This window comes from Pedobacter psychrodurus, from assembly GCF_004331735.1.
GTDB classification, from domain to species: Bacteria; Bacteroidota; Bacteroidia; order Sphingobacteriales; family Sphingobacteriaceae; genus Pedobacter; species Pedobacter psychrodurus.
In genome coordinates this window covers 313,255-330,013 of sequence record NZ_SJSO01000007.1, presented here as the reverse complement: position 1 = coordinate 330,013, position 16,759 = coordinate 313,255, and the positions used below count along the sequence as shown (strand labels likewise).

The window sequence follows — 16,759 nt, the reverse complement described above, 5'->3', positions numbered from 1 at the left end:
AATTAATTTTTTATTCATGAATATAATGCCCCTTGCTGTAAATTGTTACCTTTGAAATCAACGCGATTTCTTAACCAGATAACACGAAATTACATGAGCAAATCAATAAAAAAAGACCTGTACGAGGCGCCAGACTATTATTTATTGGATGAATTGTTAACCGATGAGCATAAATTAATCCGTGCTACAGCCAGAGATTGGGTAAAAAAAGAAGTGAGCCCAATTATTGAAGATTATGCGCAAAAAGCAGAATTTCCAAAACATTTAATAAAAGGTCTGGCCGATATTGGTGCTTTCGGTCCTACCATTCCGGTTGAGTATGGCGGTGCAGGATTAGATTATACCGCCTATGGAATTTTAATGCAGGAAATTGAACGCGGTGATTCAGGCATCCGTTCTACTGCATCTGTTCAAGGTTCGCTGGTAATGTACCCTATTTATGCTTACGGTACCGAAGAACAACGTAAAAAATACCTCCCAAAACTGGCCAGTGGCGAAATGATGGGCTGTTTCGGATTAACAGAACCAGATCATGGCTCTAATCCAGGCGGAATGGTTACCAATATTAAAGATGCAGGAAGTCACTATGTTTTAAATGGTGCCAAAATGTGGATCAGTAATGCTCCCTTTGCAGATATCGCTATAGTATGGGCGAAAGATGAGTCTGGAAAAATAAGAGGATTGGTTGTAGAGCGCGGAATGGAAGGTTTTTCTACTCCAGAAACGCATAACAAATGGAGTTTACGCGCTTCTGCCACAGGTGAGCTGGTTTTTGATAATGTTAAAGTACCAAAAGAAAATATTTTTCCTGAAATCAGTGGATTAAAAGGCCCTTTGGGCTGCTTAAATCAGGCCCGCTACGGTATTGCCTGGGGCGCATTGGGTGCAGCGATGGATTGTTATGATACAGCCTTGCGTTACTCAAAAGAGCGTGTTCAGTTTGGTAAGCCTATTGGCGGTTTTCAATTACAGCAAAAGAAATTGGCAGAAATGGTTACCGAAATTACCAAAGGGCAGCTTTTAGTTTGGCGTTTAGGTGTGCTAAAAAGCGAAAACAGGGCATCAGCCGAACAAATATCGATGGCCAAAAGAAACAGTGTGGAAATTGCATTGGATATAGCCCGTAACGCACGCCAAATGCTTGGTGGAATGGGTATTACAGGAGAATATTCCATTATGCGCCACATGATGAACTTAGAATCGGTAGTAACTTACGAAGGTACGCACGACATACATTTACTGATCACAGGAATGGATGTAACCGGATTAAACGCATTTAAATAAACTATTAATTAAAAATATGCTAAATAAAAACGCTCTCAAAAAACTTATTCTACTTGTTTTAGCTTTTTGGATCAATATATCTTTTGCCCAAAAAAATAATTTTTTCATTTCCAAAACTGAACCACGGTGGCTACAAAAAGTAAAAACTGTTGATAAACGGCCGGCAGCAAGGGATGTTCAGGATGGCTGGTATTTATTTCTTTATGAGCAACAAACCAATATAGAAACATCCGAAGAATACGAGCATGATATCCGTGAGATTATTTCAGATACAGGTGTACAAAATGGCTCTGAAATATCGGTTACCTTTGATCCATCTTACCAGAAACTTGTTTTTCATAAGATAATTATCTGGAGAGATAACAAACCTATTGATAAACTTAACGCCAGTAATTTCAAAATTATCCAGAATGAGAAAGAGCTCAATAAATTTATTTATAGCGGAACATTTAATGCTTATTTGATTTTAGATGATGTTCGGAAAGGAGATAGAATTGACTTTTCATACACCATTATAGGAAAAAATCCGGTTTTCGATTCGCGCTACAGCAACATCATTTATTTTGAAGGCGGAAGTCAAATCTCAAATGTTTATGCTAGCCTGCTTTTTAATAAGAAACGCGATATACAACTCAAAAACTTCAACTTTGTTCCTCCTCTAAAAACTGCGGAGACAGATGATTTAAAAATATACCAATGGCAAAGCCAGGTATCTAAAACTTTCACCAGTTACGACTATGAACCCGATTGGTACAACCCTTACGGACGGGTTCAAATCAGTGAATACCACAGCTGGAAAGACATAGTAGATTGGTCTGTCCGTTTAAACACTTACGACTTAAAAAGTTCAGCCATCCTTAATGCTAAGGTTAAGGAGCTAAAAGCTAAATCAAACAACAATCCAGAACAATATTTACAACTTGCTACCCGGTTTGTACAAGACGAGATCAGGTATATGGGGGTAGAAATGGGACAGTATTCCCATCGCCCAAATTCTCCTGAAAAAGTTTTAAGACAACGCTACGGCGACTGTAAAGACAAGTCGCTTTTACTCGTTTACCTGTTAAAAAACCTGGGTATACAGGCCTATCCCGTGTACATAAACACCTATCTAAAGAATAAAACAAAAGAAAGGTTACCCTCAACAGGTGCATTTGACCATGTTGTGGTATTAGTTGAATTCAAGAATAAAAAAATCTGGATTGATGCAACCATGTCTGATCAGCGTGGACCTATAACAGAAAATTATTTCCCTTACTCTGCAAGTGTTCTGGTAATAAAATCTGGCAACGACAAACTTGAAGAGGTTAAAAGCAATCCCAAGGGAAAAATTGATGCCACTTCAATTTTTAATGTACCGGATACAATCCAGGGTAAAAAAGCGACCCTCCAAATTAAAACGGTCTACACACACAATTGTGCCGATCAAATCAGGTCAGATTTAAATAGTGATGGGACAGATAAACTAGAAAAGGATTATTTAAGTTATTATGCAAAATTATACCCTGGCATACAAACCGTAAAAAACATAACTGTTAAAGATGATGAGACCAACAACATTGTTTATTTAACTGAAAATTATGAGATTGACAACATTTGGGTAAGAGACGATTCACTTTCCAATAGATTTGACATCTATTTTTATGGCGATCTGATCAGCAATGATTTAAGAAAACTCAAAAAATCGCGTGATGTACCGATGGATCTTGTTTACCCATGCAATATCAATCAAAAACTAAAAATCATTTTCCCAGATAATTGGGACCTTAAAGACAATAAATTTAGTGTTGATCGACCTAGCTATAAATTTAATTACACGCAGAAAAGCGAATCAGATACTTTAACAATAAATTATAGCTATCAAAACTTAACCGATGAAATTTCGGGTGCCGATACCAAGCAATACATTAAAGATAGAAGCAATATAATGGATAAACTGAGCTACAGTTTATATTGGGGTAATGACTATGAGACGGAAAATGAATCGGATTTAAATTACTGGATGGTAACTTTATGCGTATTTGTTTTCATCATAATGATGGGTGTGTGCGTATTTATCTATACCCGAAAAAGACCGTTTGACCTTGAAGAAATAAAAGATGCTCCAAAAATCGGTGGCTGGCTCATTGTTGCAGGCATTGGAATTGTGGTTTTACCGTTTACCTCGCTATTTACTATAATTAAGGCAGAAACATTTAGTCAAAGTGTTTGGGATAACCTTGATCGTTATGATAGATTTACAACGTTCGTTTACCAACTCTGTTTGCTTATCGAAACGGCATTGAACATCTGTATGATTGCATTTAGCATACTGGTGATATTTTTATTTTTTAACCGCCGAAAAATATTTACAAAATATTATATAGGATTGAAAATAGCCGCTATTATTGTTGCCATTCTAGATTTCGCATTTCTGTTTGCAATGGGTAATCATATAGGTAATCAACTCTTTACCGCCTCAGATGCTACGGCGTTAATTAGAAAAATAATCATTTATTCGCTTTGGATAGCTTATTTTATTAAATCTACCCGCGTAAAAAGTACCTTTGTATTTACGTATCCGGCATCAGCATGGAGAACGGCTGTTATTCAGGATTTAAATGAAAATTTTAGATCGGAGAACCTTAAAGAGCAAGAAATAATTGAAAAGCAAGAAATATTAGCAGAAAATGAAAGATTTTAAAAAATACACCTACATCCCTGCCCCACCCGAAGAAGTTTATTTAGCCCTTACCAAAGAAACCAGTATAAAATTATGGACTGGTGCTGATGTTGAATTTGAAGAAGTACCAGGAACTGAATTTTCTTTCTGGGATGGAGACATTACCGGCAAAAACATTGAGTTTGTTTACGGCAAGCTGATTGTACAGCAATGGTATTTTGGAGAAGAAAACGAACCTTCAATTGTAACCATCAAACTTCATGAAGATAAAAAAGGAACCTCACTAGAATATAAACAGACCAACATTCCTGATGAAGATTATAAAGATTTCACAGACGGAATCCAGGAATATTTTTTGGGAGGTTTAGTAGATTTCTTTGACGAATAAACAAAACATAAAAATGAAAACTAAAATTATCGCTCTTTCTTCTTTACTTTTCTTTACCGCATTCACATCCTGTACATCTTTCCTTACCCCTGCCATACTTGGAAATAATATGGGGTATTTGCCAAAAGCGATGGGTGCAGATAGTATTAAGACATTAACAAATGTATCAGCAAGTTATGCTGGTTCCACTTCGCCAACCGCCGGTACGAATTTCGAATTCGGAATGGCAAACATAAGCCGTTCTCACACTTTCGAAAAATCAAACATATCTTATGGGATCTTCGGTTATGCAGGAAAAGCATCAGGTGGAGAAAACGACAACACTGAAGAGGATCTAAAGAATTATCTTCCATCTTTTAAAAAATCTATCAGTGGCGTTGGATTTAGACTTTCTACAGGTCTTCATCATACCTCGGCTAACGGGAATACAGATTTTAGGTATATTAATTTTGAAAATGCGGTTAGCTTTGAGGGAGGCGATTACACCAAGTTCAGGCAAGAGGTTTACAGCAATCATATTCCTGATTATGTCGCCGTTACGAATAAAAAGGTACTTTGGACTACTGGGCTATCCACGGAGGTAATCTGGAGAGCCAGGAAGGAGCATGATATCAAACATGCTTTCAGGCTTTTTATTGGTGGTACCCCTAATTTGATAAAAAGTTTTAGATCTGGTACTAAAGCTGCCGTTGATATCCGAGGTAAAAATTCACTTGGCTGGGTTTTTAACTATTTCCTGTACGTAAAGCGGTTTTCCCTTTCTTATGAGATGGCTGATAATGTTAACTATGCACAAAAAATAAGTTTTGGTTATTCATTTCAATAAAACATAATTGACGTGCTGCTGTTCTGATATAAATTAAATATCATGAACAGAACTATAGGACTTATATTAATCGTTGTGGGTATTGCCATGCTCATCTGGACAGGCTTTACTTATACTAAAAAAGAAAAACTCGTTGATGCAGGCCCCATTCAAATATCTGCCGACAGAGAAAAATCTGTTAATTGGCCGCCATATGTTGGAGGTATTATTTTAGTAGCTGGTGTAATTGTATTGGTGACTTCGAAGAAGAAATAACGGATTGTCATTCTGAGCCTATCGAAGAACTTTGAAGCATTTCGACAGGCTCAAAATCACAAATAGATCATCTATATCTCGTAACTATAAACGGATCTTATCGCGTCTCTCAAATTATATTTTGATGCCATTACCTCGCCATAGGCACCTGCACTACGGATAGCAAAAATATCACCTCTGAAAGATTCTGGTTGCTCTACTTCTTTGCCAAAACAATCTGTACTTTCGCAAATCGGCCCTACAATGTCGTATTTAACTGAGATTTGAGATTTGAGATTTGAGATTTGAGATAAATTCTCGATTTTATGATAGGCCTGGTACAATGCCGGACGCATCAATTCCGTCATCCCTGCATCTAAAACCACGAAATTTTTCTTCTTTCCGTTTTTAATGTACAGTACTCTGGTAATTAACGATGCTGATTGGCCGACCAAAGCTCTTCCCAATTCAAAATGCACTTCCTGCCCAGGTTTAACCGTTAGGAACTCATTGAAAATTTTAAAGTAAGATTTGAAATCTGGAATCTGATGATCAGGATTATGATAATCGATACCTAAACCACCACCAACGTTTAATACCTGAAGGTTAAAACCTTTATCTTCAAACCAGGCTGCAAATTCGTTTACGCGAACGCATAGGTTTTTATATACATCCAAATTGGTAATCTGCGAACCGATATGGAAGTGAATACCAATAAATTTAAGGTTTGGCGAAGCTTTTAATGTTTCGGCACATTCAGGCAAATCCCATGAATTGATCCCGAATTTATTTTCGTCTAAACCAGTGGTAATGTTGTGGTGTGTATGTGCATCAACATTAGGATTGATACGGATAGCCACCTTAGCCGTTTTGCCCTTTTTACCGGCAAGCTCATTTAAAACTTCTAATTCCTGAATAGATTCTACATTAAAGCAGAAAATATCCAGGTCTAAAGCCTCATTTATCTCTTTATCAGATTTACCAACTCCGGCAAATACTATTTTTTTATTTTCAAAGCCAACTTCAACTGCTCTTCTTACCTCACCGGCACTCACACAATCTGCACCGAAACCAATCTCTTTGATCTGCTTTAACAGCACACTATTGAAATTCGCTTTTAGTGCATAATGAATATGAAATTGATATGGAGCTGCTGCATCTGCACAAGTGTGCAAGGTTTTTTGTAACAGATCGGTATCATAGTAGTAAAAAGGCGTTTCAATATTGTTAAACTTTGATATATCTTTATCGGCGAACATGTTCAAATTCCTTATTATAATTATAATTTTATTCTTTGGGCTAATTTATTTGGGTAACTACCTGGATTTAAAGCATGGAAGAATTACCCAGAAACAATACAATGGAAAAATCCGGTTTTTTATCGTGTTACTTCTTATTGTACTGTTCCTATTATTTATCAAAAAATGAAGATAGCAGCCGCCATATTTATTGTTCTTATTCTTTCTGCAGGATTGTATAACTCCTACAAAAAATACAAAAACGGATTATTACCATCAAGCTTTCTGGCTTTTCACTTCCTGATCGGATTGCTGGTAATCATCGGCGCCTTTTTCCTCTTATTCGAATAATCTATTGTGCAGACTTCTTAAAGCTTCGGTTTTATATTCGCTTAATATCAAAAGCGATACGTTATAATTACTTCCACCATAAGAAATCATACGGATCGGAATATGCTTTAAGCCTTCTAAAACCCTGCTTGCAAAACCATGTTTCTCCGAACCGAAATCGCCAACTACACAAACAATACTGTGATCGGTATCAACTTCAACAGTTCCGAAACTCTCCAGCTCTTCGATAATCTGCGGCAAATGAGCTGTTTCATCGATGGTTAACGATACGGCAACCTCAGATGTGGTTATCATATCGATCGGTGTTTTGTAACGTTCAAAAACCTCAAAAACCCTACGTAAGAAACCGTATGCCAACAACATGCGGCTCGATTGGATACGGATTGCCGTAATACCATCTTTAGCCGCTATTGACTTAATCTTACCTTTTTCACTATCGTGCGTAATCAAAGTCCCAGCTGCAGAAGGTTCCATCGTATTTAACAAACGAACCGGAATTTTATATTTCTGTGCAGGAAAAACAGATTGAGGGTGTAAAATCTTCGCACCAAAATAAGCTAACTCAGCTGCTTCATCGAAAGATAATTGAGCAATTGGCTTGGTACCTTTAACAACACGAGGATCGTTGTTATGCATACCATCGATATCCGTCCAGATTTGAACTTCTTCGGCAAGAATTGCTGCACCCAATAAAGATGCAGTATAATCGCTTCCGCCACGGCGCAGGTTATCTACTTCGCCAAAACTATTGCGGCAAATGTATCCTTGCGTAATAAATAGTTTATTGTCTTTATGTTGCTCCAACAAAGGTATTAAGTGCTTTGTGGTAAAAGGAATATCTGGTTCGTTATCTTCATCAGTTTTCATAAAATCTAAAGCAGGCAGTAATACCGATGGTACACCAATTGATTTTAAATAGATATGATATAGTGTTGTAGATAACAACTCACCCTGAGCCAACACCACTTTTTCTTCGATTGAAGTAAAAATATCATTTGCCAATCCGGCCAAGAAACCGAAGTGATAATCTATTACTTCATTTCCTTGCTCTTGAAATTCGGCTGCAGGCAATAACTCAACAACAAAAGTTTTATATTTTTGATATAGATTTTCGACACACTCGCTTCCCTTCTTCTTATCTCCAGCTAAAAAATAATTTGCAATTTCTACTAAACTATTTGTAGTACCAGACACGGCTGATAGAACTACGATCTGCTCTTCGTTTGGATTAACAATATCCAACAATTTCGTCATGCGCTCAGGGCTACCTACGGAGGTACCCCCAAATTTTAATATTTTCATTTACTTGCTTATTGTTTTTAACGGTAATGAAGCTATCATAATTTATTTATTTACTTTTGGCTATAGAAAAATTATGATGGTTTCATTTTAATACTGGAATATGTAATTTTCTTTATTATTGTATCGGGGCGTGAAATTAAACAAAAGCAGCTTAAAAGCAACACCCTCAACAAAATAAAATTTGGATGAGTTGAAATAAATGCATTTCAACCAAACATCATTCAATAAAATTTGTTCAACACCAGATATTAAATTTAAAAAACAGCTCAATGCAGGCAATTGACCAATCAACACAAGCCACAATCAATCAATGGTTAAGTGGAAATTACGATGAAAATACTAAGGCAGAAATTCAGGCCCTTGTAGATAAAGATGCAACTACCGAATTAACGGATGCATTTTATAGAAGTTTAGAATTTGGAACTGGTGGTTTACGTGGTATTATGGGTGCAGGTTCTAACCGGATTAATAAATATACCATTGGAACAGCTACACAGGGATTAGCCAATTATTTAAACAACAAATACCCTAACGAAAAAATTAAAGTTGCCATTGCACACGATAGCCGTAACAACTCTGATTATTTCGCTAAAATTACAGCTGATGTTTTCTCAGCGAATGGAATCCATGTTTATTTCTTCTCTGCATTAAGACCAACACCAGAACTTTCTTTCGCTGTGCGCCATTTTGGTTGCAAGAGCGGTGTGATGCTTACCGCGTCTCATAACCCTAAAGAATATAATGGTTATAAAGCTTATGGTGCTGATGGTGGCCAGTTCACTTCTCCTGATGATAAATTGGTGATTGATGAAGTAAACAAGATCAAAAGTATCGACGAAGTTAAATTTGACCGTGTAGATGCAAACATCGAATTGATCGGTGAAGATGTAGATAAACTTTATTTAGATGGTATTACAGCACTTTCAATCTCACCAGAAGCGATTAAAAGACAGCACGATCTTAAAATTGTATACTCACCTATCCACGGAACAGGGATTACTTTGGTTCCTAAAGCCTTAGCGCAATTTGGTTTTACCAACGTAACTTTAGTTGAAGAGCAAAGTACACCAGACGGGAATTTCCCAACGGTAGTATATCCTAATCCAGAGGAAAAAGATGCACTGACTTTGGCAATGAACAAAGCAAAGGAAATTGACGCTGATCTAGTTTTGGCTACAGATCCTGATGCTGACCGTGTAGGTATTGCAGTAAAAGATAATAACGGTGAATGGGTATTGCTTAACGGCAACCAGACTGGATGTTTATTGATTAACTATCTTTTATCAGCCTGGGAAGCTAACGGAAAATTAGATGGTAATCAGTTTATTGTGAAAACAATCGTAACTTCTAATTTGATCGAAGAAATCGCAAAGAAAAAGGATGTTACTTATTACAACACCTTAACCGGATTTAAATACATCGGTCAGTTAATGACGGAGTTAGAAGGCAAAAAATATTTTATTGGCGGTGGTGAGGAAAGTTATGGTTACTTGATCGGCGATTTAGTACGCGATAAAGATGCTGTGGTTTCTGCCGCTTTTATCTCAGAAATGACCGCTTATTATAAAGATAAGGGTGCAAGTTTATACAATGCATTGTTAGACATGTATGTAGAGTACGGTCTTTACAAGGAAGATCTTGTCTCGCTGACCAAAAAAGGTAAATCAGGTGCCGAAGAAATTAAAGCCATGATGGTTAAATTCAGAGAAAACCCTCCTGCTACATTAGGTGGTTCTAAAGTTTCGGTACTTAAAGATTATGAATTAAGTCAGGAAACAGATTTGGCCACCGGAAAAGTAACCAAATTGGATTATCCAACTTCGGATGTTTTACAGTTTATTACTGAGGATGGTAGCATCGTTTCAGCACGTCCGAGTGGAACAGAGCCAAAAATTAAATTCTATTGCAGTGTGAATGCACCTTTAGCTGATAGAGCTGATTTTGAATCAGTTAACGCACAACTTGGCGAAAAAATCAAAGCAGTAATGACTGATTTGCAGGCGTAATTTTATCCGTTATGTGATAAAAAAGATTAACACAGATGAATGATTTTCATCTGTGTTTTTTTGTTTATGAGTGGATTGCAAACAATCTCAAAGGATGGCCGTTGCTTCGACTAAGCGTAGTGAATCATAGAAATCTTTAGACACAGAAACACAAATTAACACGGAGGAAGAAACATAAAGAAAATTTTTCATGCCTTCCGTGATTCTGTGGCAAAAAACAAAACATCAGATGCAAAATCCATCAATAAAAATAGATTGCGTATATTTACACACACTAAAGAATAGACCTATGACAGAGATAATTTTAAAAGATAATGTAGAACAAAATAAAATTGATGCCTTGTTAGCTTTTCTAAAATCATGGGATATTGATGCTGAACTAAGAACCACATCTTCAAAGAAATCAACAAAAACGACCAAATTTTCTTTATCTAAAGGCATTTGGAGTGACTACAGCGTTAACTCAGCAGAACTTAGAGATAAAGCTTGGAACAGGTAATGGTTTTATGTGATACAAACATCTTTATCGAAATTTATAAGGGCAATGATTTAATCATTGAGATCTTTGAAAAAATTGGTCAGGATAATGTTGCTATTTCTGATGTTACTTGTGCAGAATTACTTTATGGAGCGAGAAATAAAAGAGAATTAAATCTGATCAGAAAAGATATAGAAAAGTTAATTGTTCTGCCAATTTCTTCACCAATATCTACCCAAGCAGTAAAGCTGGTTGAACAGTTTTCTTTATCACATAATCTTAATCTGCCCGATGCTTTAATTGCATCTACATCAATATTTCATGATCTAGAACTTTACACATTAAATCTTAAGGATTTTAAATTTCTGGAAAATTTCAAACTATACAAAGTTTAAAACTGATCCTTAGAAATAAGAAATCTGCGACTTTCTTATTTTTTCTTTGCTGCAACCAATTTCTTTAATACTTTTGCAGCGCAATACCATGTTCAAAAAATTCTTAATATATCTTATCATCACATGTACCGTTTCTAACGGTGCCATGCAATTAGTCATATATTCTGGTTATAAAATGAACAAAGAATACATCACAAGTGTATTCTGTATTAATAAAGAACACCCAGAATTACATTGTGATGGACAGTGTTTCTTAGCCAAAAAACTGAAAGACCTTGATGGGAAAAACAAACAGGCTCAAGAAAATCTTAAAAGAATTGCAGAGGCTGAACCTAGATTTCAGATTGTAGCCGTAAACCATCATCTTCCCTATTTCATTATTACTTCAGAAAATCTTTACATCGAAAAACCGGTTAGAGACCTTTCTATCTTTATTTTTCATCCACCGAAAGCGGTTTAAGTAAATCTTCTTTTTTTTGCGATCGTCACCATGTCCCGATAAATCGGGATCAGGGTCTATCATGTATTTTCAAGATGCTGAATTAAATCCGATAGCTATCGGATCAGCATGACGAGCCGTATTAGAATTTCTTAAATATTTTATTTATCCAATTTCCTTAAAATGAAAATTTCAACATACTTTTTGGCATTGTTATGCCCTGTTATATTATTGTCTTCTTGTAAAAAAAATACCGACGAAGTTACCGCAGATACCAAATCTACCTTCTCTATTGAGTTCGAAAACCAGGTAAACGGAAGTCCATTAGTTTTAAATACCACATCTTACAAAAATGCCAAAGGCGAAGATTTTAAGATCAACGTATTTAAATACTATGTAAGCAATATCAAATTAAGCAAAGCCGATGGTACAACTTATCTCATTCCTGAAAGCTATTTTTTAATCGATGCCTCTAAAGCAGAATCAACAAACATTACATTAAAAGATGTGCCAACAGGCGATTATACTAAAATAGAATACACTATAGGTGTAGATTATGCCCGTAATTTCGCAGGTGCACAAACAGGAGCTTTAGATCCGATTAACGGCATGTTCTGGACATGGAACAGCGGCTACATATTTGTTAAATTAGAGGGAACTTCGCCACAATCAGCAGCAACTGGAAATGCACTTACCTTTCACATTGGTGGTGTTACTGATCCAAATAATACAATCAGAACATTCACTACTGAAATTAATGCTGCAAATCCACTTCGTGTGAGAACCGATGGAAAACCAAATATGCACTTTATCGTGAATGCGGCTGCGTTATTTACAGGAAAAACCGATATTAGTTTCTCTACATTATATTTTACTATGGGTGGAGCAAATTCTGTAATTGTAGCCAATAACTATGCAAATGGCTTATTTCGGTTAGATCACATCCACAACTAAATGTCAAGGGAAATAACTGTCTTCGCAATGCTTTTTTTAAGCATTGCGTTGATGTATGCCTGTAGCAAGAATGAAGATGAAGTAACGCCCGAAGAGAAGAAAATTACTTTTTCGGTTCCGGCCAACTTCCCTGCCCCGGCATATAATTTCGAAGACAATAAATTAAGCAATGCGGGTTTTACGCTGGGTAAAAAATTATTCTATGAAGGAAGATTATCGGCCGATAAAAGCGTTTCTTGCGGAAGCTGCCATCAGCAATTTGCAGCATTTACCCAACTCGACCATAAGGTAAGCCACGGTGTAAACAACTGCCAGGGAAAACGGAATACCCCTCCACTTTTTAACCTGGCCTGGCAAAAAGCATTCTTCTGGGATGGTGGTGTAAAAAACATCGAAACTTCGCCATTGAATGCCATTACCGATGCCTGCGAAATGGGAACGAATATAGAAACCATCATTGCATTTCTGAAAAACACAGCGCCTTATCCTGATTTATTTAAACAGGCTTTTGGTTCAACAGAAATTAACTCACAGGTGATTTTAAAGTCGATTGCTCAATTTACAGCGGTATTGGTTTCAGGCAATTCGAAATACGATAAAGTAATACGTAAAGAGAGTGGCATTGCTTTTACTTCGACCGAACTAGCAGGTTATAACCTCTTCAAAGAAAAATGCACCTCTTGTCACGCAGAGCCATTTTTTACTGATTTTTCTTACCGCAATAATGGCTTGGATTTAGTAAGTACAGATGAAGGACGGTCGCACATTACGGGCGCAGCTTCAGATTTCGGAAAGTTCCGTGTACCTACTTTACGCAACATCGAATATACGAGCCCATACATGCACGATGGCCGATTTTATAGCTTGGATGAGGTTTTGGAACATTACAATTCTGGTGTAAAAGCCTCAACAAATCTTGATGCGCAATTGAAAACTGGCATCCCTTTAAATACCACAGAAAAAGAGCAGATTAAAGCCTTTTTAAAAACATTAACAGACCATGAATTTATCAAAAACACACTATACAGCGAGTCGTAAATTATTGATTTTAGTTTTCGTACTCATGAGCAGTCAGGTTTTCGCCTGCGATATATGCGGCTGCTTCATGGGGATCACCCCCTATTATAACCGCAACAGCATTAGTCTTTTGTATCGCTACCGCTCATTTAGTGGTTATGAAGGACAATCGCATTCCTTATTCCCGAATGGAGGAAATTTCTTTATTCCCGCACGAAGTCAGGATTCGCCAATAACTAATCACGCAGGCAATCCCAGTGATTATGAGCTTTACCGCTCCTTAGAAATCAGGGGGAAATATTTCATCAATAGCAAACTCGAAATCAATGCTATTTTACCTTATGTTTCCAATAGCGAACGCTACAATGGTTATACTTCTTCTATTTCGAGCATCGGTGATATCAATCTGTATGCGGGTTATCATCTCGTTCAAAAATTAGAAGATAATTTCAAACAACAATTAGTTGCTGGTGCCGGTATAAAGTTGCCCACTGGCAAAAATGATTTTAAAAATACAGCAGGTATCCGTTATTCATCGCTAATGCAGGCCGGAACAGGAAGTACCGATGGTTTTATATACCTAAACTATATGGTGGGCTTAGGTAAATTTGGCGCAAGTTTAAATACTTCTTATAAGGTTAACGGAACGAATAGCCGTGATGAAGGTATTGCCAACAGTACCACCAGTTTTCTGAATATTTTTTACACGCAAAGGATTGGCAAGGACGTTCAAGTGATGCCTTCTGCTCAGTTCTTTTACGAGTATTCTGGCGGAGAAAAATACAATGGCCAAAAAACAGGAGAACATGTCATGAATAACTTGATGGGTGGCGCAGGTATAGATGTTTTCTATAAAAATGTAGCATTAAACGCTGGGGTTCAAAAAAACATTTGGGAGGCCGAAACCGATCATCCGATGAGTGCTGGAAAGGTTTATGTTGGAATTACTTATAATTTTTAAATCAAAAGAATATGAACAGATTAAATATTGCAATGTTATGCTTCGTAACCGCTTTGTTTATTTCCTGCAAAACAGAACCCGATGCCAAAGCAGTTCGCCAGGAAGTATTAAATATCCATGATAAATTGATGATTGATGGCGAAAAGGTAATTAAGAATAAAATGAAATTAGATACGCTCTTGGTTTCAGATCAGATTAAACTTTCTCCAGATTCAGCTGTACAAAAGCAAAAAATTGGTAAATTAATTACTCAGTTAAATGCTGCTGATGAAAAGATGATGGATTGGATGCATTTCTTTAAAGATGATTTTAAGGGAAAAACAGAAAAAGAAGATCTGGACTATTACAAATCTGAAATGATCAAAATCAGGGCTGTTGAAGATAGCTATATTAAGGTTACACGAGAATCAGATTCATTGATAAAAGTATATCAAGTTAAATAAATAATCAGAAAGTCAGAGGTCAGGGGTCCGATGTCGGAAGCGTAAAAAGCAAATCCTTATACGCTTTAACCTCGGAATTCCGACTACTGATCTCGGAACCTAAAAAAAATCAATCAAAGGAAATTCAAAATGAAAAAATTAAATCTTGTAATAGTCCTAATTGGATTAGTAACAATAGCAGTAAAATCAAATGCCAACGCAACAATCAGCGGATCAAAAACAACCCTGATCGATTCAGCAAAGAAAGTATTGGTAGATCCAGTTTGCAAAATGAAGGTGAAAGCTGGTGCATCGAAAACCACCGTTTACAATAAAGTTATCTATAATTTTTGTTCAGAAAGCTGTAAACAAAAGTTTGTGGCAGAACCTACTAAGTATGTTAAAAAGTAATTGATCGGCAGAAGACCGAAGTTAAAAGCTATGGAGTCAAATTGTTTGAGCATCCAGACCTCGGTCTCCGGACTCCCGACCTCAGACTTTTCCAAACAATTAATTTCTTAAGAAAAATACCTTGTATATTTACATTTTTAAAATAAAATCATGAACAAAATTACTGCTTACCTTGCTAGTTCCCTACTGGCAGTTTCTATATTTACTGCTTGTAAACAAGAAAGAAAACTTCCTTTTTACGGAGAGCGCCATGCCGAAACCGTTAGAGATGCAGCAGGTGTAGAGAAAATTGATACCGTTTATCAAACCATTCCTGATTGGTCTTTCTTAAACCAAGATAGTGTGGTAACAACAAGCAAAGCCACTGATGGCAAAGTTTATATAGCCGATTTCTTCTTTACTTCTTGTACAACCATTTGCCCTACCATGCACCGAAACCTCGCAACGGTTTTCAGTGAATTTAAACTCAATCCTGATGTGATGTTTGTATCACACACTATCGATTTTAAATATGATAAGCCTAGTGTTTTAAAAAAATACGCACAAAAACTTGGCGTAGATGGTTCGAAATGGCTATTTCTTTATGGCAGTAAAGACAGCGTTTATACTTTGGCCGAGAAAAACTATTTAGTGGCCGTTGGTGAAGACAGCACGGCAAAAGATGGCTACATTCATCAAGGTTATTTGGTTTTAATAGACAAAGACAGGCATATCCGCGGAGCTTATGATGGTACTAAAGAAGAACAGGTAGAACAATTGAAAAAGGATATTCCAGTTTTATTGGCGGAGTATAATAAATAGAGTTATAATTTAATCGTCATTTCGATCTGATAGCTATCGGATGAAGTGCAGTCCCGAACTTTCGGGAGAGAAATCTATATATAATCAATGCAAAAGATTTCTCAGCTCCATTTCATTCCGTTCGAAATGACGATTTCTACAGCAAAACATCAATGCGCAAGTACATCATCAACTCCGTCTTTTTTCTTTTTATAATTGCCATCATCATTTCCTGCCAAAACCAAGAAACTATCGATCTACAAAACTACATGTCGAATGGAAAAGATATTTATAAAGCTAAGTGCCAGAATTGCCATGGTGAAAATGGTGAGGGATTAGGTCAGCTTGCGCCTCCATTAACGGATTCAGTTTTCTTAAAAACAAACAAAAATCGATTAGCTTGTTTCATCAAAAACGGCGCAAACGAATCTTTAATGATCCATGGGAAAGAATACAAAGAAAAAATGCCAGCCTTCCCCGAACTTGCCGATATAGATGTAGCACAGGTAATGGTTTATATCACCAATTCGTTCGGCAATAAGCAGGGTTTCGTACCTTACTCGCAGGTTTCAAAACATTTGCAGAATTGTAAATAGAGATAAAAACTTCGT

At 36.6% G+C, this 16,759-nt stretch carries 19 protein-coding genes; 17 read left to right on the top strand and 2 right to left on the bottom strand.

Annotation, left to right across the window (positions count from 1 at the left end; translation table 11 throughout):
* Positions 1–93 precede the first annotated feature (93 nt).
* Genes EZ456_RS11425 through EZ456_RS11405 form a run of 5 tightly spaced genes read left to right on the top strand, consistent with a single transcriptional unit; the run spans position 94 to position 5,415 of the window.
* Positions 94–1,284: an acyl-CoA dehydrogenase family protein gene (locus EZ456_RS11425; RefSeq protein WP_205945073.1), complete on the top strand. Its 1,191-nt coding sequence runs from the start codon at positions 94–96 to the stop codon at positions 1,282–1,284.
* A gap of 16 nt (positions 1,285–1,300) precedes the next feature.
* A complete protein-coding gene (locus EZ456_RS11420; RefSeq protein ID WP_131530218.1) occupies positions 1,301–3,967 on the top strand; it encodes a DUF3857 domain-containing protein in 2,667 nt (888 codons plus the stop codon).
* The gene (locus tag EZ456_RS11415) at positions 3,954–4,334 is read left to right on the top strand and encodes an SRPBCC domain-containing protein (protein ID WP_131530216.1); all 381 of its coding nucleotides are present in this window, start codon (positions 3,954–3,956) and stop codon (positions 4,332–4,334) included. The genes EZ456_RS11420 and EZ456_RS11415 overlap by 14 nt, the downstream gene beginning before the upstream one ends.
* Before the next feature lie 13 nt (positions 4,335–4,347).
* Positions 4,348–5,160: a hypothetical protein gene (locus tag EZ456_RS11410; RefSeq protein ID WP_131530214.1), complete on the top strand. Its 813-nt coding sequence runs from the start codon at positions 4,348–4,350 to the stop codon at positions 5,158–5,160.
* Between the two features lie 42 nt (positions 5,161–5,202).
* The gene (locus EZ456_RS11405) at positions 5,203–5,415 is read left to right on the top strand and encodes a hypothetical protein (RefSeq protein WP_131530212.1); all 213 of its coding nucleotides are present in this window, start codon (positions 5,203–5,205) and stop codon (positions 5,413–5,415) included.
* Between the two features lie 71 nt (positions 5,416–5,486).
* Here the strand turns inward: EZ456_RS11405 and lysA are convergent, their stop codons facing one another.
* Positions 5,487–6,653 carry a diaminopimelate decarboxylase gene (gene lysA / locus EZ456_RS11400; RefSeq protein ID WP_131530210.1) on the bottom strand — a complete coding sequence of 389 codons (1,167 nt, stop codon included), beginning with the start codon at positions 6,651–6,653 and terminating at the stop codon, positions 5,487–5,489.
* Positions 6,654–6,818: 165 nt separating this feature from the next.
* Here lysA and EZ456_RS25110 point away from each other — a divergent pair, with 165 nt between their 5' ends.
* Positions 6,819–6,983 carry a hypothetical protein gene (locus EZ456_RS25110; protein ID WP_158273013.1) on the top strand — a complete coding sequence of 55 codons (165 nt, stop codon included), beginning with the start codon at positions 6,819–6,821 and terminating at the stop codon, positions 6,981–6,983.
* On the opposite strand, the gene EZ456_RS11395 is transcribed toward EZ456_RS25110, so the two are convergent.
* Positions 6,972–8,285: an aspartate kinase gene (locus tag EZ456_RS11395; RefSeq protein WP_131530208.1), complete on the bottom strand. Its 1,314-nt coding sequence runs from the start codon at positions 8,283–8,285 to the stop codon at positions 6,972–6,974. The two genes, EZ456_RS25110 and EZ456_RS11395, sit on opposite strands and share 12 nt — an antisense overlap.
* Before the next feature lie 269 nt (positions 8,286–8,554).
* On the opposite strand from EZ456_RS11395, the gene EZ456_RS11390 reads away from it, so the two are divergent.
* The 11 genes from EZ456_RS11390 to EZ456_RS11340 all read left to right on the top strand — a co-directional run bounded on the left by EZ456_RS11390 (position 8,555) and on the right by EZ456_RS11340 (position 16,744).
* Positions 8,555–10,291, top strand: a complete 1,737-nt coding sequence (locus tag EZ456_RS11390) for a phospho-sugar mutase (protein ID WP_131530206.1) — start codon at positions 8,555–8,557, stop codon at positions 10,289–10,291.
* A gap of 229 nt (positions 10,292–10,520) precedes the next feature.
* Positions 10,521–10,790, top strand: coding sequence for a hypothetical protein (locus tag EZ456_RS11385; RefSeq protein WP_131530204.1), 270 nt, complete (start codon positions 10,521–10,523; stop codon positions 10,788–10,790).
* On the top strand, positions 10,778–11,164 hold the full coding sequence (locus EZ456_RS11380) for a type II toxin-antitoxin system VapC family toxin (protein WP_205945072.1): 387 nt from the start codon (positions 10,778–10,780) through the stop codon (positions 11,162–11,164). Before EZ456_RS11385 ends, EZ456_RS11380 begins: the two co-directional genes overlap by 13 nt.
* A 145-nt stretch (positions 11,165–11,309) precedes the next feature.
* On the top strand, positions 11,310–11,624 hold the full coding sequence (locus EZ456_RS11375) for a hypothetical protein (RefSeq protein WP_131530202.1): 315 nt from the start codon (positions 11,310–11,312) through the stop codon (positions 11,622–11,624).
* Positions 11,625–11,786: 162 nt separating this feature from the next.
* A complete protein-coding gene (locus tag EZ456_RS11370) occupies positions 11,787–12,557 on the top strand; it encodes an MbnP family protein (protein WP_131530200.1) in 771 nt (256 codons plus the stop codon).
* 27 nt (positions 12,558–12,584) lie between these two features.
* Complete coding sequence (locus EZ456_RS11365) at positions 12,585–13,595, top strand: cytochrome-c peroxidase (protein ID WP_225876523.1); 1,011 nt, start codon at positions 12,585–12,587, stop codon at positions 13,593–13,595.
* Entirely contained in the window at positions 13,558–14,535 is a 978-nt protein-coding gene (locus EZ456_RS11360; protein ID WP_131530198.1) for a transporter, read from the top strand. Before EZ456_RS11365 ends, EZ456_RS11360 begins: the two co-directional genes overlap by 38 nt.
* Positions 14,536–14,546: 11 nt before the next feature.
* On the top strand, positions 14,547–14,978 hold the full coding sequence (locus EZ456_RS11355) for a hypothetical protein (RefSeq protein ID WP_131530196.1): 432 nt from the start codon (positions 14,547–14,549) through the stop codon (positions 14,976–14,978).
* 129 nt (positions 14,979–15,107) lie between these two features.
* Positions 15,108–15,368: a YHS domain-containing protein gene (locus EZ456_RS11350; RefSeq protein ID WP_131530194.1), complete on the top strand. Its 261-nt coding sequence runs from the start codon at positions 15,108–15,110 to the stop codon at positions 15,366–15,368.
* A 150-nt stretch (positions 15,369–15,518) separates the two neighbouring features.
* On the top strand, positions 15,519–16,169 hold the full coding sequence (locus EZ456_RS11345; RefSeq protein ID WP_131530192.1) for an SCO family protein: 651 nt from the start codon (positions 15,519–15,521) through the stop codon (positions 16,167–16,169).
* 152 nt (positions 16,170–16,321) lie between these two features.
* Positions 16,322–16,744, top strand: a complete 423-nt coding sequence (locus EZ456_RS11340; protein WP_131530190.1) for a c-type cytochrome — start codon at positions 16,322–16,324, stop codon at positions 16,742–16,744.
* The last annotated feature ends 15 nt before the right edge of the window (positions 16,745–16,759 follow it).

Coding starts and splice junctions, on each gene's coding strand:
- EZ456_RS11425 (WP_205945073.1), top strand. CDS start 94: ATGAGCAAATCAATAAAAAAAGACCTGTACGAGGCGCCAGACTATTAT.
- EZ456_RS11420 (WP_131530218.1), top strand. CDS start 1,301: ATGCTAAATAAAAACGCTCTCAAAAAACTTATTCTACTTGTTTTAGCT.
- EZ456_RS11415 (WP_131530216.1), top strand. CDS start 3,954: ATGAAAGATTTTAAAAAATACACCTACATCCCTGCCCCACCCGAAGAA.
- EZ456_RS11410 (WP_131530214.1), top strand. CDS start 4,348: ATGAAAACTAAAATTATCGCTCTTTCTTCTTTACTTTTCTTTACCGCA.
- EZ456_RS11405 (WP_131530212.1), top strand. CDS start 5,203: ATGAACAGAACTATAGGACTTATATTAATCGTTGTGGGTATTGCCATG.
- lysA (WP_131530210.1), bottom strand. CDS start 6,653: ATGTTCGCCGATAAAGATATATCAAAGTTTAACAATATTGAAACGCCT.
- EZ456_RS25110 (WP_158273013.1), top strand. CDS start 6,819: ATGAAGATAGCAGCCGCCATATTTATTGTTCTTATTCTTTCTGCAGGA.
- EZ456_RS11395 (WP_131530208.1), bottom strand. CDS start 8,285: ATGAAAATATTAAAATTTGGGGGTACCTCCGTAGGTAGCCCTGAGCGC.
- EZ456_RS11390 (WP_131530206.1), top strand. CDS start 8,555: ATGCAGGCAATTGACCAATCAACACAAGCCACAATCAATCAATGGTTA.
- EZ456_RS11385 (WP_131530204.1), top strand. CDS start 10,521: ATGCAAAATCCATCAATAAAAATAGATTGCGTATATTTACACACACTA.
- EZ456_RS11375 (WP_131530202.1), top strand. CDS start 11,310: ATGCAATTAGTCATATATTCTGGTTATAAAATGAACAAAGAATACATC.
- EZ456_RS11370 (WP_131530200.1), top strand. CDS start 11,787: ATGAAAATTTCAACATACTTTTTGGCATTGTTATGCCCTGTTATATTA.
- EZ456_RS11365 (WP_225876523.1), top strand. CDS start 12,585: ATGCTTTTTTTAAGCATTGCGTTGATGTATGCCTGTAGCAAGAATGAA.
- EZ456_RS11360 (WP_131530198.1), top strand. CDS start 13,558: ATGAATTTATCAAAAACACACTATACAGCGAGTCGTAAATTATTGATT.
- EZ456_RS11355 (WP_131530196.1), top strand. CDS start 14,547: ATGAACAGATTAAATATTGCAATGTTATGCTTCGTAACCGCTTTGTTT.
- EZ456_RS11350 (WP_131530194.1), top strand. CDS start 15,108: ATGAAAAAATTAAATCTTGTAATAGTCCTAATTGGATTAGTAACAATA.
- EZ456_RS11345 (WP_131530192.1), top strand. CDS start 15,519: ATGAACAAAATTACTGCTTACCTTGCTAGTTCCCTACTGGCAGTTTCT.
- EZ456_RS11340 (WP_131530190.1), top strand. CDS start 16,322: ATGCGCAAGTACATCATCAACTCCGTCTTTTTTCTTTTTATAATTGCC.